Genomic DNA, 15,588 nt, shown 5'->3' on the forward strand with positions numbered 1-15,588 from the left:
GCCGGCGACAAGGCCGAGACCGCCCCCGCGAACCCGGCCGCCGCCAGCGCAGGCGGCGAGGGCGAGGGTGAAGGCGCCGCCGCCGTCGCCTCGGCCGCCGGCGAAAGCGGCGAAGCGGGCGCCACCGACGCCTACGCCGCCATCCCGGCCGCCAGCCGCACCGCGCTGCGCATCGCCCAGGTGAAGGGCTTCTTCCTGGTCGCCCAGGCCGCCGCCCCGGCCGAAGGCAAGGAGGCCGCCGCCGCCCTGATCGGCCAGGGCCTGCTGGAAGCCTACGACCCCGCCGCGGCCGAGCTGAAGGCGCTGGGCGTGGACGAGGCGGCCCTGCGCGCCGCCGCCGAGAGCGGCGATCCGGCCGCCATCAAGAAGGCCATCGCGACGCTCGACGCCGCCTCCAAGAAGGCCGGCGGCGACCAGGCCGCGGTCGCCAAGGGCATGACCACCATCGCCTCCGGCCTGTACCAGAACGCCCTGGTCGACGGCGCGGTCGACCCGGTCGAGTACCAGCACTCCTACGGCGCGGCCCTGGCCGCCAAGGCCGTGGTCGACGCCGATCCGAAGCTGGCTTCGGCCCGCGACGAGATCGCCGGCCTGGTCAAGCTGTGGCCGTCGGCGACCGCTCCGGAGGACGCTGCCAAGGCCCCGGCCACCGGCAAGGTGCTGGCCCAGGCCTCGCGCGTCGAGCTGGCGCTCTCGGGCGCCTGACCTAAGGGTAGCTTGGTTTTCAGACGCCCACGGTCACCGACCGTGGGCGTTATTGTTTGCGCGGAAACCGGTTTCGTACTGCCGTAACTCGTGTAAAGCTCCGCCTCGGGGATAGGTCCGAGTGCGGCATAGAGTCATGCGCGAGGCCATTGGCGTAGGGGAACTGGGCATCGAACGGCTGACGCCGCGCGAACGCGAATGCCTGCGACTGGTCGCCCAGCACCTGCGCTCGAAAGAGATCGCGCGCCGCCTCAACATCTCTCAGCACACGGTCGACGCCCACCTGAACGAGGCGCGCCGCCGGCTGGGCGCCGCGACCCGGCGCGAAGCGGCGCTGATGCTCCTCGTCGCCGAGGGGGGATCCCCCCTCCCCGCCCTCCTAAAAGACGTAGGAGGCGGATCGGATGGGATGGCGCGGGCCGCCCCGATCACGTCCGATGCCCTCGAGGACGGGGGTATCAATGGGCGTTATGTTGAGGATCAATCCGAGCCGGCCGATGCCGGCGTGGACCTGGGACGAACTGGAAGAAGAGCTGACCCGGCTGGCCGCCAGCCCGGCGCAGCGCGCGATGGTCGAGCCCCTGGTGTCGGCGGTGGCCAAGCGGACGGCGGTGCTCTCCGCCGGGGCGACGCTGCGGGAAATACTCTGCCTGGCGACCGTGATCGCGGACGAGTCGTTCCAGCCGGTGCTGTCGGACGAGCCGATCGAAACGATCTGAGCGGGGCGCTGGGGGCGCTGGCCCGAATGGCCGTCCTGGCCATCGGCAGCGCCTTCCTGCTCGCCGGCGTGCTGCTCGGCGCCCACCAGGTGCTGGTCGTGATGCAGACCTGGAACGAGGGCGGCCTGCGGTGAGGCGCGCCCTTCGGGGTCGCGTCGGCCGGTGACCCAGTTCCAGTACGACCTCGTCCAAGGGCTCGAGACCGCGGCGTTTCTGCTGGCGGTGAGCTACGCCCTGTGGCGCGGCGATCGCTCCGCGCGCGGGATCTCGCTCGTCTACATCGGCGGCTATCTTGCGATGTGGGCGGCCTTCTTCGGCGGCAAGTTCATCGCGTCCCTCAGCGCGACGCCGGTGCGCTACGCGTCTCGATTTCCAGAGCTGGCGGTGGACGTAGCGGCTCTCGCCCTCATCACCGTTCTCGCCCTGCGCAATCCACGCCCCTGGCTGCTCTGGAGCGCCGCATTCCAGCTGGTCTCCACCGCGACCCGTACGGCCGGCGTCCTCGACCGCAGCATCGACCGGCTCGCGGTGGTCACCGCCGTGAACACCTGGTGGGTGCTGCAGCTCGCGGTGCTCGCCTGGGGCACGGTCGAGGCGTCACGCGCGCGCCGCACGGGCGAGGCGGCGGCGTGACCCAGGTCCACTACGATTTGATCCTCGCCGCGGAGAAGACGGCGTGGCTTCTCGCGGTCGCCTTCGCCCTGTGGCGCGGCGACGGACCGGCGCGCTGGATCGCGGCCATCTACCTCCTCGGCAACGCCGCCATGCTGGGGGTCATGTGGGTGCGGCCGGCGGAGATCACGGTCGACATCGCCGGCTTGGTCGCCATGGGGGCGGTCGCGGTCCGCGCGCCGAGGCCATGGGTGTTGTGGGGGACGGCATTCCAGCTGCTCTCGGCCGCCACGCGGGTGGCGGCCGCGCTCGACGACCGCATCCAGCCCCTGGCCTATTCCACGGCGCTGAACACCTGGTGGATGCTGCAGCTGGCGATGCTCGTCTGGGGCACGGTCGAGACGTCCCGCGCACGTCCTGCGAGCGAGGCGGCGGCGTGACGCAGGAGCTGTATCAGATCCTATTCGCCGCCGAGTGGATCGTGTGGGCCGGGGCGGTGGGCTTCGCGCTGTGGCGCGGCGACACCATCGTGCGCCTGGTCGCCCTTCTCCAGCTGGCGGCGACGGGCGGCTTGGCGATCGCCTTCAAGCTGGGCGCGCCCATGGCGCTCTGGGCCTGGGTCGACGCGATCGGGTTCCTGCCCCTGTTGCTGCTCGCCCTGCGCCAGCCGCGGCGCTGGCTGGTCGGCGCCGCGGCCTTCCAGTTGGCCACCGTCGCCACACATGTCGCCCGGACGCTGGACGGGCGCATCGAGTCCACGGCCTACGCCACGGCGCTCAACACCTGGTGGATGCTGGAGCTCGCCGCGCTGGTCTGGGGCACGGGCGAGGTGGTGCGGCGCCGGCCGACCGCCGTCGGGGCGACGGCGTGAGCGCCGACCTGTCCGAACTGGTCCTGTGGGGCGGCTGGCTGGCGGCCATCGGCTTCGCCCTCCTGCGCGGCGACGGCTTCGTGCGCGCGATCGGCGGCCTCTATCTCGCCGCGACCGCCGCGGCGGTGGCCGCGCTCGCCTTCGGCGCGCCGCCGGCGGTCTGGGGCTTCGCCGACATCGTCCTCCTGCCACTGCTGGCCCGCGCCCTGCTGCGTCAGCCGCGGCGCTGGCTGATCTGGGCCTGCGCCTTCGAGCTGGTGACGGTGGCCACCCACGTCGCCTGGGCGCTCGACCCGCGCATCGAGGACCATGCCTATTCGGCGGCGATCGACCTCTGGTGGGCGCTGCAGCTGGCCGCCCTGGCGTTGGGCGCGTTCGGATCGCGGCGGCCGGGCCCGGCGCGCGCCGGCTTCGCCGCCGAAGCGAGGGTCGCGTGAGCCGTCTTCACTACGCGCTCGTCGCCCTCGCCGAGTGGGGCGTCTGGGCCGCCGTCCTGGCCTTCGCGCTCTGGCGCGGCGACCGCCTGGCCCGGCGCTTCGCGGTGATCATGTTCCTCGGCCAGCTCGCCGCCACCCTGCCCTTCCGGCTCTTCGACCTGCCGCGCTGGTGGTTCGGGCTGGTCGACGCGGCCTGCCTGGCGTCGATGATCGCGATCGCTCTGCGCGAGCCGCGGCGCTGGGCGCTCTGGGCCTGCGGCTTCCAGCTGGCGGCGGTGGCCACCGCCGCCGTCTACGCGTTCGACCACGACATCGCCGCCCTGGCCTTGGCCACCGCCGTCAACATGTGGTGGCTGCTCACCATCGCCGCCCTCGCCTGGGGGACGGTCGAGGCCGCCGCTCGACGCAAGGCCGCCACCAGCGCGCCGAAGTCGTAAGGAGGACGCGCCATCCCCCCGTTCCAGCTGACGCCAGCCCATTACGAGCTCATTACGGTCGCCGAGTGGATCTACTGGGCCGCGATCGTGCTCTTCGCTCTCTGGCGCGGCGACCGGCCGGCGCGGCTGGCGGCGTTGGTCTACCTCTGCGTCTACCCCGCGCTCTTCATCGCCCAGGAAGGCCTGGACTGGGGAACCGCCGCCCGGCTGCCGGTCGAGGCGGCCGGATTCGTCGCCCTGCTGCTTCTGCTGCTGCGTGATCGCCCCGCCTGGCTGCTGTGGGCGTGGGCCTTCCGGCTGATCGTGGTCGCCACCTACGTCGCGACCCTGCTCGACCCGCGCATCTCGCCGCTCGCCTTCCTCACCGCGCTGAACACCTGGTGCGTTGCGGAACTGACCGCGCTGCTCTGGGGCGCGATCCAGGCGGCCCGCACCGGCGCGGCGCGAGCGATCGCATGAGCGCCCACGACTACCGCATCCTCGCCGTCGTCGTGTGGGGCTACTGGGCCGGCTGCCTGGGCCTGGCCCTGTGGCGCGGCGACCTGCGCGTCAGGCTGGTCGCCGGATTCGCCCTCGGCGCCTTCCTGCTGGGCCTGGCGGTCCGCCAGATCTGGAAGGGTCCGGCCGATTGGTCGAACTATGCCGACGCCCTCGTCTTGATCCCCATGCTGGCGATCGTTCTGCGCTGGCCGCGGCCCTGGCTGTTCTGGATGTGCGTCTTCCAGCTGGCCACGGTCGGCACCTACATCGCATACGAGCTGGACGGGTCGATCGGACGCTTGGCCTACGCCACTGCGGTGAACACCTGGGGCGTGCTGTGCCAGAGCGCGCTGTTGTACGGGACCTTCGAGGCGGACCGCTGGCGGCGCGCCCGCACGGGGACGGTCGTCTGAGCCGCCTGACCTACTTCAGCAGGGCGTCGAACAGCTTGCGCGCGTCGGGGCTGTTCCAGTCCGACTCGCCGCTGAGGCGCGCCACCTCGCGGCCGTTACGGTCCAGGATCAGGGTGGTCGGCATGCCCATCACGCCCAGGTCGTGCGGCAGGGCGAACTTGGGGTCGTGGTAGAGCGCCAGCGGCGCGTGCACGTCGATGAAGCTCTTGGCGTCGGCCACGTCGCGGTCGACGCTGACCGGCACGACCACCAGCTTGTCGGTCGGATAGCCCTTCTGCAGGGCCGCCAGGGTCGGCATCTCGGTCACGCACGGGGCGCACCAGGTGGCCCAGACGTTCACCACCGTCACGCGCCCCTTGAAGTCGGCCAGGGAAACCGGCTTGCCGTCGCGGTCGTCGAAGCTGACCGCAGGCACGGCCTTCGGCTGGGCGTGGGTCTCCAGCTTGGCCAGGGTCCCGACCGCGTAGGCCGCCAGCGGCCCCTGGGTCTTGTCCAGGGCGCCGGCCGCCTGATCTTTCAATTGCACCGCTGCGGAATCCGGGCGGGTGAGGTAGAAGGCGCCGCCTGCGAGCGCCGCGACCACAACCACGGCGGCCGCGATCATGACCGCCGTCTTCTTCCCCGAGCCTTCGCCCATGACCGACCCTTCCGACCTCGTCTCCCCGGACCGCGCGCCTTCGGCGGGCCAGAGCCTTTGGGGCGGGCGATTCTCAGCGAAGCCCGCCGACCTCATGCAGGCGATCAACGTCTCCATCGACGTGGATCGCCGGTTGTGGGCGCAGGACCTGCAAGGCTCGCGCGCCCACGCGGCCATGTTGGCCGCCACGCAAATCATTTCAAGACAAGACGAACAGGCGATCCAACAGGGACTCGACCGGATCGAGGAAGAAATCCGAAGCGGGGCCTTTCCGTTCCGCACGGAATACGAAGACATCCATATGAATGTCGAGGCCCGTCTTCGCGAACTGATCGGGGGGGCCGCCGGGCGGCTGCACACCGCCCGCTCGCGCAACGACCAGGTGGCCACCGATTTCCGCCTCTGGGTGCGTGAAGCCTGCGACCGCACGGTCGGTCAGATCCAGGCCCTGCAGCGCGCCCTGCTGGCCAAGGCCGAGGCCCACGCCGACGCCCTGATGCCGGGCTTCACCCACCTGCAGCCGGCCCAGCCGGTGACCTTCGGCCACCACCTGATGGCCTATGTCGAGATGTTCGGCCGCGACGCCGCGCGCTTCGCCGACGCGCGCAGGCGCATGAACGAGAACCCGCTGGGCTCGGCCGCCCTGGCCGGCTCGCCCTTCCCGATCGACCGGCACATGACCGCCGAGCGGCTGGGCTTCGAGCGGCCGACCGCCAACTCGCTGGACAGCGTCTCGGCCCGCGACTTCGCATTGGAGGCCCTCTCGGCCGCCTCGATCTGCGCCGGCCACCTGTCGCGCCTGGCCGAGGAGATCGTGATCTGGGTGACGCCGCAGTTCGGCTTCGTGAAGCTGTCGGACGCGTTCACGACCGGCTCCTCGATCATGCCGCAGAAGCGCAACCCCGACGCCGCCGAGCTGGTGCGCGCCAAGACCGGCAAGGTCATGGGCGCCCTGGTCGGCCTGTCGACGGTGATGAAAGGCCTGCCGCTGGCCTATTCGAAGGACATGCAGGAGGACAAGGCGGGCGTGTTCGACGCCTTCGACTCCCTGGAGCTGGCCCTGCTGGCCATGGCCGGCATGGTCGCCGACCTGGAGCCGGTGCGCGAGCGCATGGCGGCGGCCGCCGGCGCGGGCTTCTCCACCGCCACCGACCTGGCCGACTGGCTGGTGCGCGAGCTGAACCTGCCGTTCCGCGACGCCCACCACGTGACCGGCGCCGCGGTGAAGCGGGCCGAGCAGCTGGGTGTGGGCCTGGAGGCACTCCCGCTCGCCGAACTGCAGAGCCTGCATCCCGGCGTCACTGAAGACGTGTATAAGGTTCTTTCCCCCGAGGCCTCCTGCGCGAGCCGGACCAGCTACGGCGGAACCGCGCCCGTCGGGGTGCGGGCCCAGATCGCGCGTTGGAAGGAAGCCTTGTCATGAGCCTGCGTCTGATCGCCCTGGCCTCGGTGGCCGCTCTCGCCCTGGCCGGTTGCGGCAAACGCGGTCCGCTGGACCAGCCGCCGCCGATGTGGGGCGACAAGGCCAAGGCCGACTACGAGGCCCAGCAGGCCGCGAAGAAGGCCGCCAAGGCCGAGAAGCGCGCGCCCAGCGCCAACGCCCCGCTGCCGGTCGATCCGGCCCAGACCAACGCCAAGATCCGCCAGGCCCCCGTCGAGGGCGGCCCGACGGACCCCTACAAGGGACCCGGCCAACCCCAGTGAACCATTTCCAAGTTCGCGACGGCGAACTCTGGTGCGAAGGCGTCAGACTGGCCGATCTCGCCCGCGAGGTCGGCACGCCGTTCTATGTGTATTCCTCCGCCACCCTGTCGCGGCACTTCGAAGTGTTCCAGGGCGCGCTGGCCGCGCACGCGGACCAGTTGGGCGACCCGCTGGTCGCCTTCGCGGTGAAGGCCAACAGCAATCTCTCGGTGCTGACCACCCTGGCCCGCCTGGGCGCGGGCGCCGACACCGTCTCCGAGGGCGAGATCCGTCGCGCCCTGAAGGCCGGCGTGCCGGGCGAAAAGATCGTCTTCTCCGGCGTGGGCAAGACCGACGCGGAGCTGGCCTTCGCGCTTGAGGCCGGCGTCTACCAGATCAACGTCGAGGCCGAGCCGGAACTGCGCCGTCTGGCCAGGATCGCCGCCGACAAGGGCGTGCGCGCGCCCTTCGTGGTGCGGGTGAACCCCAAGGTCGGGGCCGGCGGCCACGCCAAGATCACCACCGGCGGGGCCGGCGACAAGTTCGGGGTCGACGCCGAGGAGGCGCTGCGCCTCTACGCCGAGGCGGCCGCGGCGCCGTCGCTGCAGCCGCTGGGCCTGGCCTGCCACATCGGCAGCCAGATCACCGACCTGGGTCCGCTGGAAGCGGCCTTCGGGGTCATGCGCGGCCTGGTCGAGCGCCTGCGCGGCCAGGGCCTGGAGGTCAGCCGCCTGGATCTCGGCGGCGGCCTGGGCGTGCCCTACTTCAACCAGCAGGAGCCGCCCTCGCCCGAGGACTTCGCCGCCATGGTCGCCCGCACGGTCGGGGGTCTGGGCGTGCGCTACGTGTTCGAACCGGGCCGGATGATCGTCGCCAACGCGGGCGTGCTCGTCTCGCGTGTGATACATATCCACGGTCGCCCGGACGGGGGGCGGCGCTTCCTGGTCCTCGACGCGGCCATGAACGACCTGATGCGGCCGGCCCTCTACGACGCCTTCCACGACATCCGCCCGGTGCGGGTGCGCGAGGGCGCGTCGAAGCTGGCCTACGACGTGGTCGGGCCGGTGTGCGAGACCGGCGACACCTTCTCGCGCGACCGCGAGCTGCCCGAAGCGGCGGAGGGCGACCTGATCGCCTTCATGAGCGCGGGCGCCTACGGAGCGGTGATGGGGAGCGAGTACAACACCCGTCCGCTCGCCCCTGAGGTGTTGGTGCGTGAGGGACAGTGGTCGGTCGTGCGACGCAGGCCGACCTACGACGAAATCTTCGCCCGCGAACCCGCCGCCGCCTGGCTCTAATCCAGAAGGACCCATGCCGCAGGACCTGGACCCCCGATCGAGAGCGCGCCTGACCCGGGCTTTGCTGCTCGCCCGGGCGGTCCTGCTTTGGGAGCGGTCCGGCGCAGTCTGGACGCCCCTGGCCCTGGCCGCCGCCCTGGTCGCGGTGGCTGGCCTGTGGGGCGCGTTCCTGGTCGTGCCGGCGGGCTTCGCGGCCTACGCCTTCGCCGCGCCGTTCCTGATCGCCGCCGTCTTCGCCGTCCGCGGCGCGCTTCGCGTGCGCTGGCCCACCCGCGAAGAGGCCCGGGCGCGCATCGAGGCGGACTCGCGCCTCGACCATGATCCTCTCTCCGCGCTGGAGGACGCGCCGGCCACCGGCGACGAGGCCCTGTGGGCCCTGCACCGGGCCAAGTCGGCCGAAGCCGTCGAACGCCTCCGGCCACTGCGGATGCGCGTGGGTCTGGCCGCCGCCGATCCCTACGCCCTGCGCTATGCCCTGGGCCTGGCCGCGGCGCTGGGCCTGTGGGCCAACGGCGTCGAGAGCGCCGATCGCGCCTCGCGCGCCTTCGATCCGGGCGTGCGCATGGCCCGCGACAGCGGCGTGCTGGTCAGCACGGCGGCCGGGTGGACCGCCTCGACGGTGCAGCAGATCGTGGCCGGCCTGTCCGGCGCCGAGCGCCCGATGCTGGTGAAGGCCGAGGTTCAGTCCAGGGCGCAGATCGACGGCAGGCCGCGCATCTTGCCGGCCGAATCCAGGCCGTAACCGACCAGGTAGCGGGCCGGCGCCTCCCAGGCCACGAAGTCGGGCGTGATGGCCCGCGTTTCCGGCCACGGCTTGCGCGCGAACACCGCGGTCAGCACCTCGTCGGCCCCCGCCTCGCGCACCGCGCGCACGGCTTCCGCCAGCGACAGGCCGGAATCGAACACGTCGTCCATCAGGAGCACGCGGCGTCCGGTCACCGGACGCTGCAGGTGGGCGCGCACCTCGACACGGCCCTTGGAGACCATGCCGTCGCCGTAGGAGGCCAGCCACAGGGCGTCGAAGCGCAGCAGCCGGCCCCGGCGAGCCAGGGCGCGGGTCAGGTCGGCGGCGAACCACAGGCCGCCGGTCAAAAGGCAGACGGCCACCGTCTCGTCGTCGACGCGCGGGGCCAGGGCCTCGGCCAGCGCCTCCACGCGGGAGACGACCTCGGCTTCGTCTAAGAGGGGTTCAGGGACGTCGCGCGTCGGATCAGCCATGCGGCGCGGATAGCGCCGGAGCGGCCACGGAGTCGAGGGCGTAAGGGTCGCTGGCCGGCAGCGGACGCGCCTCCACCGGCCGCGGCAGCGCCACGCTGCGCGCCGGACGCAGGCCGGCGTCGGCCATGTGCATCTGCTGGGCGGCCGGCTTGGCCGCGGCGACCTTGCCGTTCGGCGAGGCCGGCGCCTTCGGCGTCTGAGCGGCGGGTTTGGCGGGCTTGGCCGCCTTGGGCTTGGCTGGCTTGGGCTTGGCCGGCTTGGCCGGCTTCGCGGGCTTCTTTTCGAGAACAAAGCTGGTCTCGACCGTCGCCGTGGTGGCGTCCGGATCGGCCAGAGCCACGGAGAACGGCACCGCCTTTTCAGGGGCGATCGACGTCGCCGAAAGCTTGATCACGCGGGTGGAAATTTTCTTGCCGCCCTTGTCGAGCAGGGAGACCAGCACCGGCGGCACCGGCATCGTCTCGTTTTCGATGTTGCGAACGACGCCCGAGACCACCACGGCAGGCAGGCCGTCGGCGGCCATATCTGCCTTGATTTCGATCGCCAGGCCGGTCGGATTCACCGGCACGCCCACGGCGGCGTAGGCCCCCGCGGCGCTCGGATACATCTTCACCACGTCGACGCGGAACAGGTAAGCGGCGGCGAACATCGCCATGAAGCACGAGGCCAGGCCGGCCCAGACGACGCCGGCGACGGCGGCTTCGCGCATCTTGCGCTTCTGCTGCTGGCGGGCGCGGAAGGCCTTGGGAAGCTCCGGCGCGGTCGGCTCGACGTCCTCGTCGGACTTGAACGACAGCGGCTCGCGAGCGATCGCGCCCTCCTCGGCCGAGGAGGTCAGTTCAAGCGGTTCTTCGAGCTGGGCGCGCCAGGCCGAGCCGCAGGAAGCGCAGCGCACAGTGCGCCCGGCGGTTCCGATGCGGTCGTCGTCGACAAAATAGCGCGTGGCGCAAGCGGGACAGGTCAATATCATGGCGCGAATCGGAGGTTTGAACCGCCTCCCGTCGAGGTCTCCGATCTTTCGGCCCGTATGTCTCGGAACACCGCCGCCTCTTATTCCGCCGCTGAAGCAGCCGGGCAGTCAGAAGTCCCGTCCACCGGTCCTGTCGTGCGTTTCGAGAACGTCGGCATGCGGTACGGCCGCTCGTCCGAAGTCCTCAAGGACGTCGCGTTTACCTTGGCGCCGGGCTCTTTCCACTTCCTTACCGGGGCTTCCGGTGCGGGAAAGTCGTCGCTGCTGAAGCTGATTTACCTCGCTCACCGCCCCTCGCGCGGGCGCATCGAGCTGTTCGGCCACGACGTGGAGAGCGCGTCGCGCAACGACCTACCGTTCCTGCGCCGGCGCGTTGGCGTGGTGTTCCAGGAGTTCCGCCTGCTGGACCACCTGTCGGCCTTCGACAACGTGGCCCTGCCGCTGCGCATCGCCGGCATGAAGCCGGACGAGTATCGCGACGACGTGGCCGAGCTTCTGACCTGGGTGGGCCTGGGCCAGCGGCTGTGGGCCATGCCCCCGACCCTGTCGGGCGGCGAGAAGCAGCGCCTGGCCATCGCGCGCGCGGTCGTGAACCGCCCCGACCTGCTGCTGGCCGACGAACCGACCGGCAACGTCGACCACGAGATGGCGCTGCGCATCCTGCGCCTGTTCGTGGAGCTGAACCGGCTGGGCACCACCGTGCTGATCGCCAGCCACGACCAGGACCTGGTGCGCCGCTCGGGCATGCCGGTCCTGCACCTCTACGACGGCAAGCTGACCCGCCACTCCGGCGAGGCCCGCGCCGAACCCCGCGCCGCCCCACGACCCGCCCCGCGCGACGAAACGCCGCAGGCGGACGAGCAGGCGCAGTTCGACCTCGGCGACGAAAGTGAATTCGGGGACGACTTCGGGGAGGACGAGGCGTGAGCGTCGCGACCGAAGACCCGATGGCCCGCTGGAAGCCGGCCCCGCTGCTGCCGCGCGACGAGGAGCGGGAGTTCTCGCTGCACTTCGTGGTCGCCGTGCTGTGCTTCCTGGCCTGCCTGGCCGCCGTGGCCGCCATCGGCGCCGACCGGGCCGCCAGCGGCTGGGCCCGCGACATCCGCGGCGAGGCGACCGTGCAGGTCCGCCCGAAGCTCGGCGAGACCGGCTCCACCGCCGCCGCCCGCGCCGCCGAGGCCCTGGCCGGGGTCAAGGGCGTGACCGAGGCCGCCGCCCTGGAGAAGGAAAAGGCCGAGGCGCTGCTGAAGCCCTGGCTGGGCGACGCGGTGCTGGACGACCTGCCGATCCCGCACCTGGTGACCGTGCGCCTCGATCCTAAGGCGCCGGCCACCGCCGCCGACCTGCACCGGGCCCTCTCGGCCGCCGGCATCGACGGCGACGTCGACGATCACGCCCGCTGGCTGCGCGACGTGGAGCGGGCGGCGGGCCTGGTCCGCTGGATCGCCTTCGGCGTCTTCGTGGTGGTGGCCGCCGCGGCCGGCGCGGTCGTGGCTTTCGCGACACGGGCCGGCATGGCCGCGCAGAAGGACGTGGTCGAGGTGCTGCACCTGTCCGGCGCGCGCGACGAGTTCATCGCCCGGGTGTTCCAGACCCGCTTCGGCCGGCTGGCCTTCGAGGCCGGCGCGGTCGGCGCTCTGGCGGCCATCGCGGTCGCCCTCATCCTCAAGCTGCTCGGCGGACAGGACGGCTTCACCCCGGCCCTGCCGCTCAGTTGGTGGGACGTCACGGCGGTCTCGCCATGTCCGCTGATCGCGGCTACGGTGGCGGCCCTGGCTGCGCGGTTAACCACGCTGCGCCTCCTGAGGGGATGGGAATGAAGAGCCTGGCCGCCGTGGCGATCGTGGCGTTGATCTGGCTTGCGGGTCTCCTGGCCTTCGCCGAGCGGGTGCAACGTTCCACGCCCGCCGACGAGCCGCCGCAGGGCGACGGCGTCGTGGTCCTGACCGGCGCGTCGGACGAGCGCATCGTCGCGGCCATGCACCTCCTGGAACAGGGCAAGGGCCGCCGCCTGCTGGTCTCCGGCGTGAACCGCGAGGTCACCCGCGGCGAGCTGCGGGCGGTGACCCGCGCGCCGGCGCGCCTCTACGACTGCTGCGTGGATCTGGGCTTCGAGGCCGCCGACACCATCGGCAACGCCCAGGAGATCGCCGCCTGGGCCCGGGCCAAGAACTTCACCGACCTGGTGGTGGTCACCTCCGACTACCACATGCCCCGCAGCCTGCTGGAAATTCGCGGGGCCATGCCCGAGGCCCAGCTGGTGCCCTACGCCGTGCGCACGCCCTCGCTCGACACCCGTCGCTGGTGGCGTTCGGCCACCGGCGCGCGGCGCATGACGGTGGAATACTGCAAATACCTGGTCGTTCTGGTGCGCGAGGCGGTTCTCAGCCTCGGCGACGGAAATTCGAAGACCCAGGCCGAGGCGTCGCCGGCCGCGACTGCGTGAGTTAACTCCTTGCTGGTTCTGCGTTCCCTGCTGTTCATGGCGTACCTCTACCTGTCCATGGTGTTCATGGGCGTGGTGATGTCGCCGTTCCTGCTGGCCCCCCGCCCGGTCGCCATGCGCCTGGTCCAGGGCTGGGCCCGCACGGTGCTGGGCGCGGCGCGGATCCTCTGCGGCATCAAGGTCGAGGTGCGCGGCCTCGAACACCGCCCCAGCGGCGGCGCCCTGATCGCGGCCAAGCACCAGGGCATGCTGGACGTCATCGCCCCCTTCACCTTCCTGGACGACCCCTGCTTCGTCATGAAGCAGGAGCTGCTGAGCCTTCCGTTCTTCGGCTGGTACGCCAAGAAGCTGCGCATGGTCCCGGTCGACCGCTCGGCCCAGGCCGCGGCCCTGCGCAAGATGGTGACCGACACCAACGCGCGGCTGGAGGACGTCCGCCAGGTCGTGATCTTCCCCGAAGGCACCCGCACTGAGCCCGGCGCCGAGCCCGACTACAAGCCGGGCGTGGCGGCGCTGTACCGCGACCTGAACTACCCCTGCGAGCTGATCGCCACCAATTCCGGGCTGTGCTGGCCCGCCCACGGCTTCATCCGCAAGCCGGGCACCGTCGTGTTCGAATTCCTCGAGCCCCTGCCGGCCGGCCTGAAGCGCGGCCAGTTCATGACCGAGATGCAGACCCGCATCGAAGCGGCGTCGACGAAGCTGTTGGAAGCGCGCTGACTTCTCTCCTCCCCTGCGCAGCGGGGGAGGGGGACCGCCCGAAGGGCGGTGGAGGGGGCGGACCGGCGCACGACGGCCCGCTAGCAACTGACCTCACGACAAAGAAAAAGGGGCGCGCCTGGCGGCTCGCCCCCTCCACCACGCTACGCGTGGTCCCCCTCCCCCGCCCTGCGGGGGAGGGGAAATTTACGTCGCCGCGAATTCCGACAGGGCGTCGAGCAGGGCCCGGTTCTGGTCTTCGGTGCCGACCGTGATGCGCAGGCAGTCGGTCAGGCCGTAGCCGCCGACCGGGCGCACGATCAGGCCCTTGGACTGCAGGTACTCGTCGGCCGCCCTGGCGTTGCGCTTCGGATCGGGGAAGCGGACCAGCACGAAGTTGCCGGCCGAGGGCATGACCTCGAAGCCGAAGCCGCGGATGGCCTGGGCCAGGCGCGGACGCCACTGCTGCACCAGCTCCTTCGACGCCTTCACGTGGTCCTCGGCCGACAGGGCGGCCAGGGCGGCTTCCTGGGCCGGAACCGAGGCGTTGAACGGCAGGCGGATGCGGTCGACGGCGGCGGCCACCGACAGGGGCGCGTAGGCCCAGCCGATGCGCAGGCCGGCCAGGCCGTGGATCTTCGAGAAGGTGCGGGTGACGACAACGTTGTCGGCGTTGCGCGCCAGCGGCAGGGCGGTCTCCCAGTCGGGCTCGGCCACGTACTCGGCGTAGGCTTCGTCGATCACCAGCAGGACGTGGGCCGGCAGGCCCTCATGCAGGCGGCGGATCTCCTCGCCGGAGTTCCACGAGCCGGTCGGGTTCGACGGGTTGGAGACGTAGACGATCTTGGTGCGCTCATCGACCAGCTTCAGCAGCTCGTCGACCTCGACCCGGTAGTTCGGCTCGGGGGCCAGCTTGATCTCGGCCTGGTTGGCCTTGGCGCTGATCCGGTAGGCCAGGAAGCCGTACTGGCCGGTGACGATGTTGTCGCCGGGCTCCAGGTAGGTCTGGTTGATCAGGGCGAAGATCTCGTCGGTGCCGGCGCCGAAGATCAGGCGATCCTGCTCCAGGCCCATCTTGGCGCTGACGGCCTCGCGCAGGCGGCTGGCGCGGCCTTCCGGGTAGATGAAGATGTTCTGGGCGGCGGCGACGTAGGCGTCGCGGGCGGCCTGCGAGGCGCCCAGCGCGTTCTCGTTCGACGACAGCTTGATCGGCTCGGCGACGCCTTCGATCTTCGACTTGCCGCCCACGTAGGGCGCGATGTCCAGAATGCCCGGCTTCGGCGCGGGCTGCGCCGTTTTCGGGGCAGGGGTCATGGTGTTCATACGCGTCGCTCAGAGATCGAATGGGGAGGGCGCGGCGCCGATCACGCCGGAAAGCCGACCAGGCGCGCGGGCGAGCCTGGCGTCTTCAACCTGCACATAGCCCGCCAGGGCGAACAGCTTCAACCCGCCCGCCGCGCTGACGAGCCTTCCGGCCAATCCGTCGCGCCCCAGCGCCTCCTCGATCGCGGCCGGGCTTTGGCCTGCGTCGGTGACCCAGAAGGTGTCGTCGCCGCCCGAGGGCTCAAGCGGCACGTCGCCGACCGCAAGCGCCCCGGCGTCGCCGTCGGCGGCCAGTTCCGGCAGGGCGGCGAACACCTTCAGCTTCGGCTCGGCCAGCAGGCGCAGCCACCAGGGCGTGGCCGCATCCAGGGCCAGCACGCCCACGGCGCCCGGCGCACGGGCGGCGCTGAGCGCGTCCTCCGGCTTCTGCACCAGTCGCAAGGGAGAGCCGGGAAAGCGCGCGGCGGCCAGCTCCAGCGCCTGGGTCCCGCCCCAGACGGCCACGCCGACCGGCCGGGCGGTCTCGGCCATCAGGGCGCGCCAGAGCCGCACGACCAGCCGCGCGGTGGCGGCCGGGCGCGGCTGCTCAAGCAGGGTGCGCAGGACGATCGCCTCCTCGTCGGGGCGCAGGCCGCGCCCC

21 protein-coding genes and 1 pseudogene are annotated in these 15,588 nt (G+C 71.6%); 17 read left to right on the forward strand and 5 right to left on the reverse strand.

Going from position 1 to position 15,588, the window contains the following annotated elements:
• The 9 genes from G3573_RS12655 to G3573_RS12695 form a co-directional block, all read left to right on the forward strand.
• Positions 1 to 705 (forward strand): hypothetical protein (locus G3573_RS12655; RefSeq protein ID WP_163261445.1); only part of this gene is annotated, 705 nt, incomplete at its 5' end.
• A 497-nt stretch (positions 706 to 1,202) separates the two neighbouring features.
• Positions 1,203 to 1,424, forward strand: a complete 222-nt coding sequence (locus tag G3573_RS22265; protein ID WP_240454674.1) for a hypothetical protein — start codon at positions 1,203 to 1,205, stop codon at positions 1,422 to 1,424.
• A gap of 162 nt (positions 1,425 to 1,586) precedes the next feature.
• Entirely contained in the window at positions 1,587 to 2,057 is a 471-nt protein-coding gene (locus tag G3573_RS12665; RefSeq protein ID WP_163261449.1) for a hypothetical protein, read from the forward strand.
• The gene (locus tag G3573_RS12670; RefSeq protein WP_163261451.1) at positions 2,054 to 2,476 is read left to right on the forward strand and encodes a hypothetical protein; all 423 of its coding nucleotides are present in this window, start codon (positions 2,054 to 2,056) and stop codon (positions 2,474 to 2,476) included. The genes G3573_RS12665 and G3573_RS12670 overlap by 4 nt, the downstream gene beginning before the upstream one ends.
• Complete coding sequence (locus tag G3573_RS12675; RefSeq protein WP_163261453.1) at positions 2,473 to 2,907, forward strand: hypothetical protein; 435 nt, start codon at positions 2,473 to 2,475, stop codon at positions 2,905 to 2,907. The genes G3573_RS12670 and G3573_RS12675 overlap by 4 nt, the downstream gene beginning before the upstream one ends.
• Positions 2,904 to 3,344, forward strand: coding sequence for a hypothetical protein (locus G3573_RS12680; protein ID WP_163261455.1), 441 nt, complete (start codon positions 2,904 to 2,906; stop codon positions 3,342 to 3,344). Before G3573_RS12675 ends, G3573_RS12680 begins: the two co-directional genes overlap by 4 nt.
• Positions 3,341 to 3,781: a hypothetical protein gene (locus G3573_RS12685; protein ID WP_163261457.1), complete on the forward strand. Its 441-nt coding sequence runs from the start codon at positions 3,341 to 3,343 to the stop codon at positions 3,779 to 3,781. The genes G3573_RS12680 and G3573_RS12685 overlap by 4 nt, the downstream gene beginning before the upstream one ends.
• An 87-nt stretch (positions 3,782 to 3,868) precedes the next feature.
• Complete coding sequence (locus G3573_RS12690; RefSeq protein ID WP_163261459.1) at positions 3,869 to 4,240, forward strand: hypothetical protein; 372 nt, start codon at positions 3,869 to 3,871, stop codon at positions 4,238 to 4,240.
• Positions 4,237 to 4,674, forward strand: a complete 438-nt coding sequence (locus tag G3573_RS12695) for a hypothetical protein (RefSeq protein ID WP_163261461.1) — start codon at positions 4,237 to 4,239, stop codon at positions 4,672 to 4,674. Before G3573_RS12690 ends, G3573_RS12695 begins: the two co-directional genes overlap by 4 nt.
• A 10-nt stretch (positions 4,675 to 4,684) precedes the next feature.
• Here the strand turns inward: G3573_RS12695 and G3573_RS12700 are convergent, their stop codons facing one another.
• Positions 4,685 to 5,278 carry a TlpA disulfide reductase family protein gene (locus tag G3573_RS12700; RefSeq protein WP_240454676.1) on the reverse strand — a complete coding sequence of 198 codons (594 nt, stop codon included), beginning with the start codon at positions 5,276 to 5,278 and terminating at the stop codon, positions 4,685 to 4,687.
• A 31-nt stretch (positions 5,279 to 5,309) separates the two neighbouring features.
• On the opposite strand from G3573_RS12700, the gene argH reads away from it, so the two are divergent.
• From argH to G3573_RS12720, 4 genes are read left to right on the forward strand one after another with little or no spacing between them, the layout of a single operon-like run.
• Entirely contained in the window at positions 5,310 to 6,734 is a 1,425-nt protein-coding gene (argH, locus tag G3573_RS12705) for an argininosuccinate lyase (protein WP_163261463.1), read from the forward strand.
• On the forward strand, positions 6,731 to 7,015 hold the full coding sequence (locus tag G3573_RS22270) for a lipoprotein (RefSeq protein ID WP_163261465.1): 285 nt from the start codon (positions 6,731 to 6,733) through the stop codon (positions 7,013 to 7,015). Before argH ends, G3573_RS22270 begins: the two co-directional genes overlap by 4 nt.
• Positions 7,012 to 8,292, forward strand: a complete 1,281-nt coding sequence (gene lysA / locus G3573_RS12715) for a diaminopimelate decarboxylase (RefSeq protein ID WP_163261467.1) — start codon at positions 7,012 to 7,014, stop codon at positions 8,290 to 8,292. The genes G3573_RS22270 and lysA overlap by 4 nt, the downstream gene beginning before the upstream one ends.
• Before the next feature lie 13 nt (positions 8,293 to 8,305).
• Positions 8,306 to 9,034, forward strand: coding sequence for a DUF4175 family protein (locus G3573_RS12720; protein WP_163261469.1), 729 nt, complete (start codon positions 8,306 to 8,308; stop codon positions 9,032 to 9,034).
• On the opposite strand, the gene G3573_RS12725 is transcribed toward G3573_RS12720, so the two are convergent.
• Positions 8,974 to 9,510, reverse strand: coding sequence for a phosphoribosyltransferase family protein (locus G3573_RS12725; RefSeq protein ID WP_163261470.1), 537 nt, complete (start codon positions 9,508 to 9,510; stop codon positions 8,974 to 8,976). The two genes, G3573_RS12720 and G3573_RS12725, sit on opposite strands and share 61 nt — an antisense overlap.
• Positions 9,503 to 10,480 carry an MJ0042-type zinc finger domain-containing protein gene (locus G3573_RS12730; protein ID WP_163261472.1) on the reverse strand — a complete coding sequence of 326 codons (978 nt, stop codon included), beginning with the start codon at positions 10,478 to 10,480 and terminating at the stop codon, positions 9,503 to 9,505. The genes G3573_RS12725 and G3573_RS12730 overlap by 8 nt, the downstream gene beginning before the upstream one ends.
• A gap of 135 nt (positions 10,481 to 10,615) precedes the next feature.
• On the opposite strand from G3573_RS12730, the pseudogene ftsE reads away from it, so the two are divergent.
• From ftsE to G3573_RS12750, 4 genes and pseudogenes are all read left to right on the forward strand, one after another.
• A pseudogene (gene ftsE / locus G3573_RS12735) lies at positions 10,616 to 11,257 on the forward strand (cell division ATP-binding protein FtsE); the annotation flags it as partial.
• A gap of 146 nt (positions 11,258 to 11,403) precedes the next feature.
• Complete coding sequence (locus G3573_RS12740; RefSeq protein ID WP_346427380.1) at positions 11,404 to 12,300, forward strand: FtsX-like permease family protein; 897 nt, start codon at positions 11,404 to 11,406, stop codon at positions 12,298 to 12,300.
• Complete coding sequence (locus G3573_RS12745) at positions 12,297 to 12,926, forward strand: YdcF family protein (RefSeq protein ID WP_163261476.1); 630 nt, start codon at positions 12,297 to 12,299, stop codon at positions 12,924 to 12,926. Before G3573_RS12740 ends, G3573_RS12745 begins: the two co-directional genes overlap by 4 nt.
• A gap of 9 nt (positions 12,927 to 12,935) precedes the next feature.
• On the forward strand, positions 12,936 to 13,646 hold the full coding sequence (locus G3573_RS12750; protein ID WP_163261478.1) for a lysophospholipid acyltransferase family protein: 711 nt from the start codon (positions 12,936 to 12,938) through the stop codon (positions 13,644 to 13,646).
• Between the two features lie 186 nt (positions 13,647 to 13,832).
• Here G3573_RS12750 and hisC read toward each other — a convergent pair whose 3' ends face one another.
• Positions 13,833 to 14,939: a histidinol-phosphate transaminase gene (gene hisC / locus G3573_RS12755; RefSeq protein WP_163261483.1), complete on the reverse strand. Its 1,107-nt coding sequence runs from the start codon at positions 14,937 to 14,939 to the stop codon at positions 13,833 to 13,835.
• Positions 14,940 to 14,957: 18 nt separating this feature from the next.
• A partial coding sequence (locus tag G3573_RS12760; RefSeq protein WP_163261479.1) for a chorismate mutase occupies positions 14,958 to 15,588 on the reverse strand: 631 nt, incomplete at its 5' end.

The sequence above is a fragment of the Caulobacter sp. 17J65-9 genome, from assembly GCF_010975005.1.
Lineage (GTDB): Bacteria > Pseudomonadota > Alphaproteobacteria > Caulobacterales > Caulobacteraceae > 17J80-11.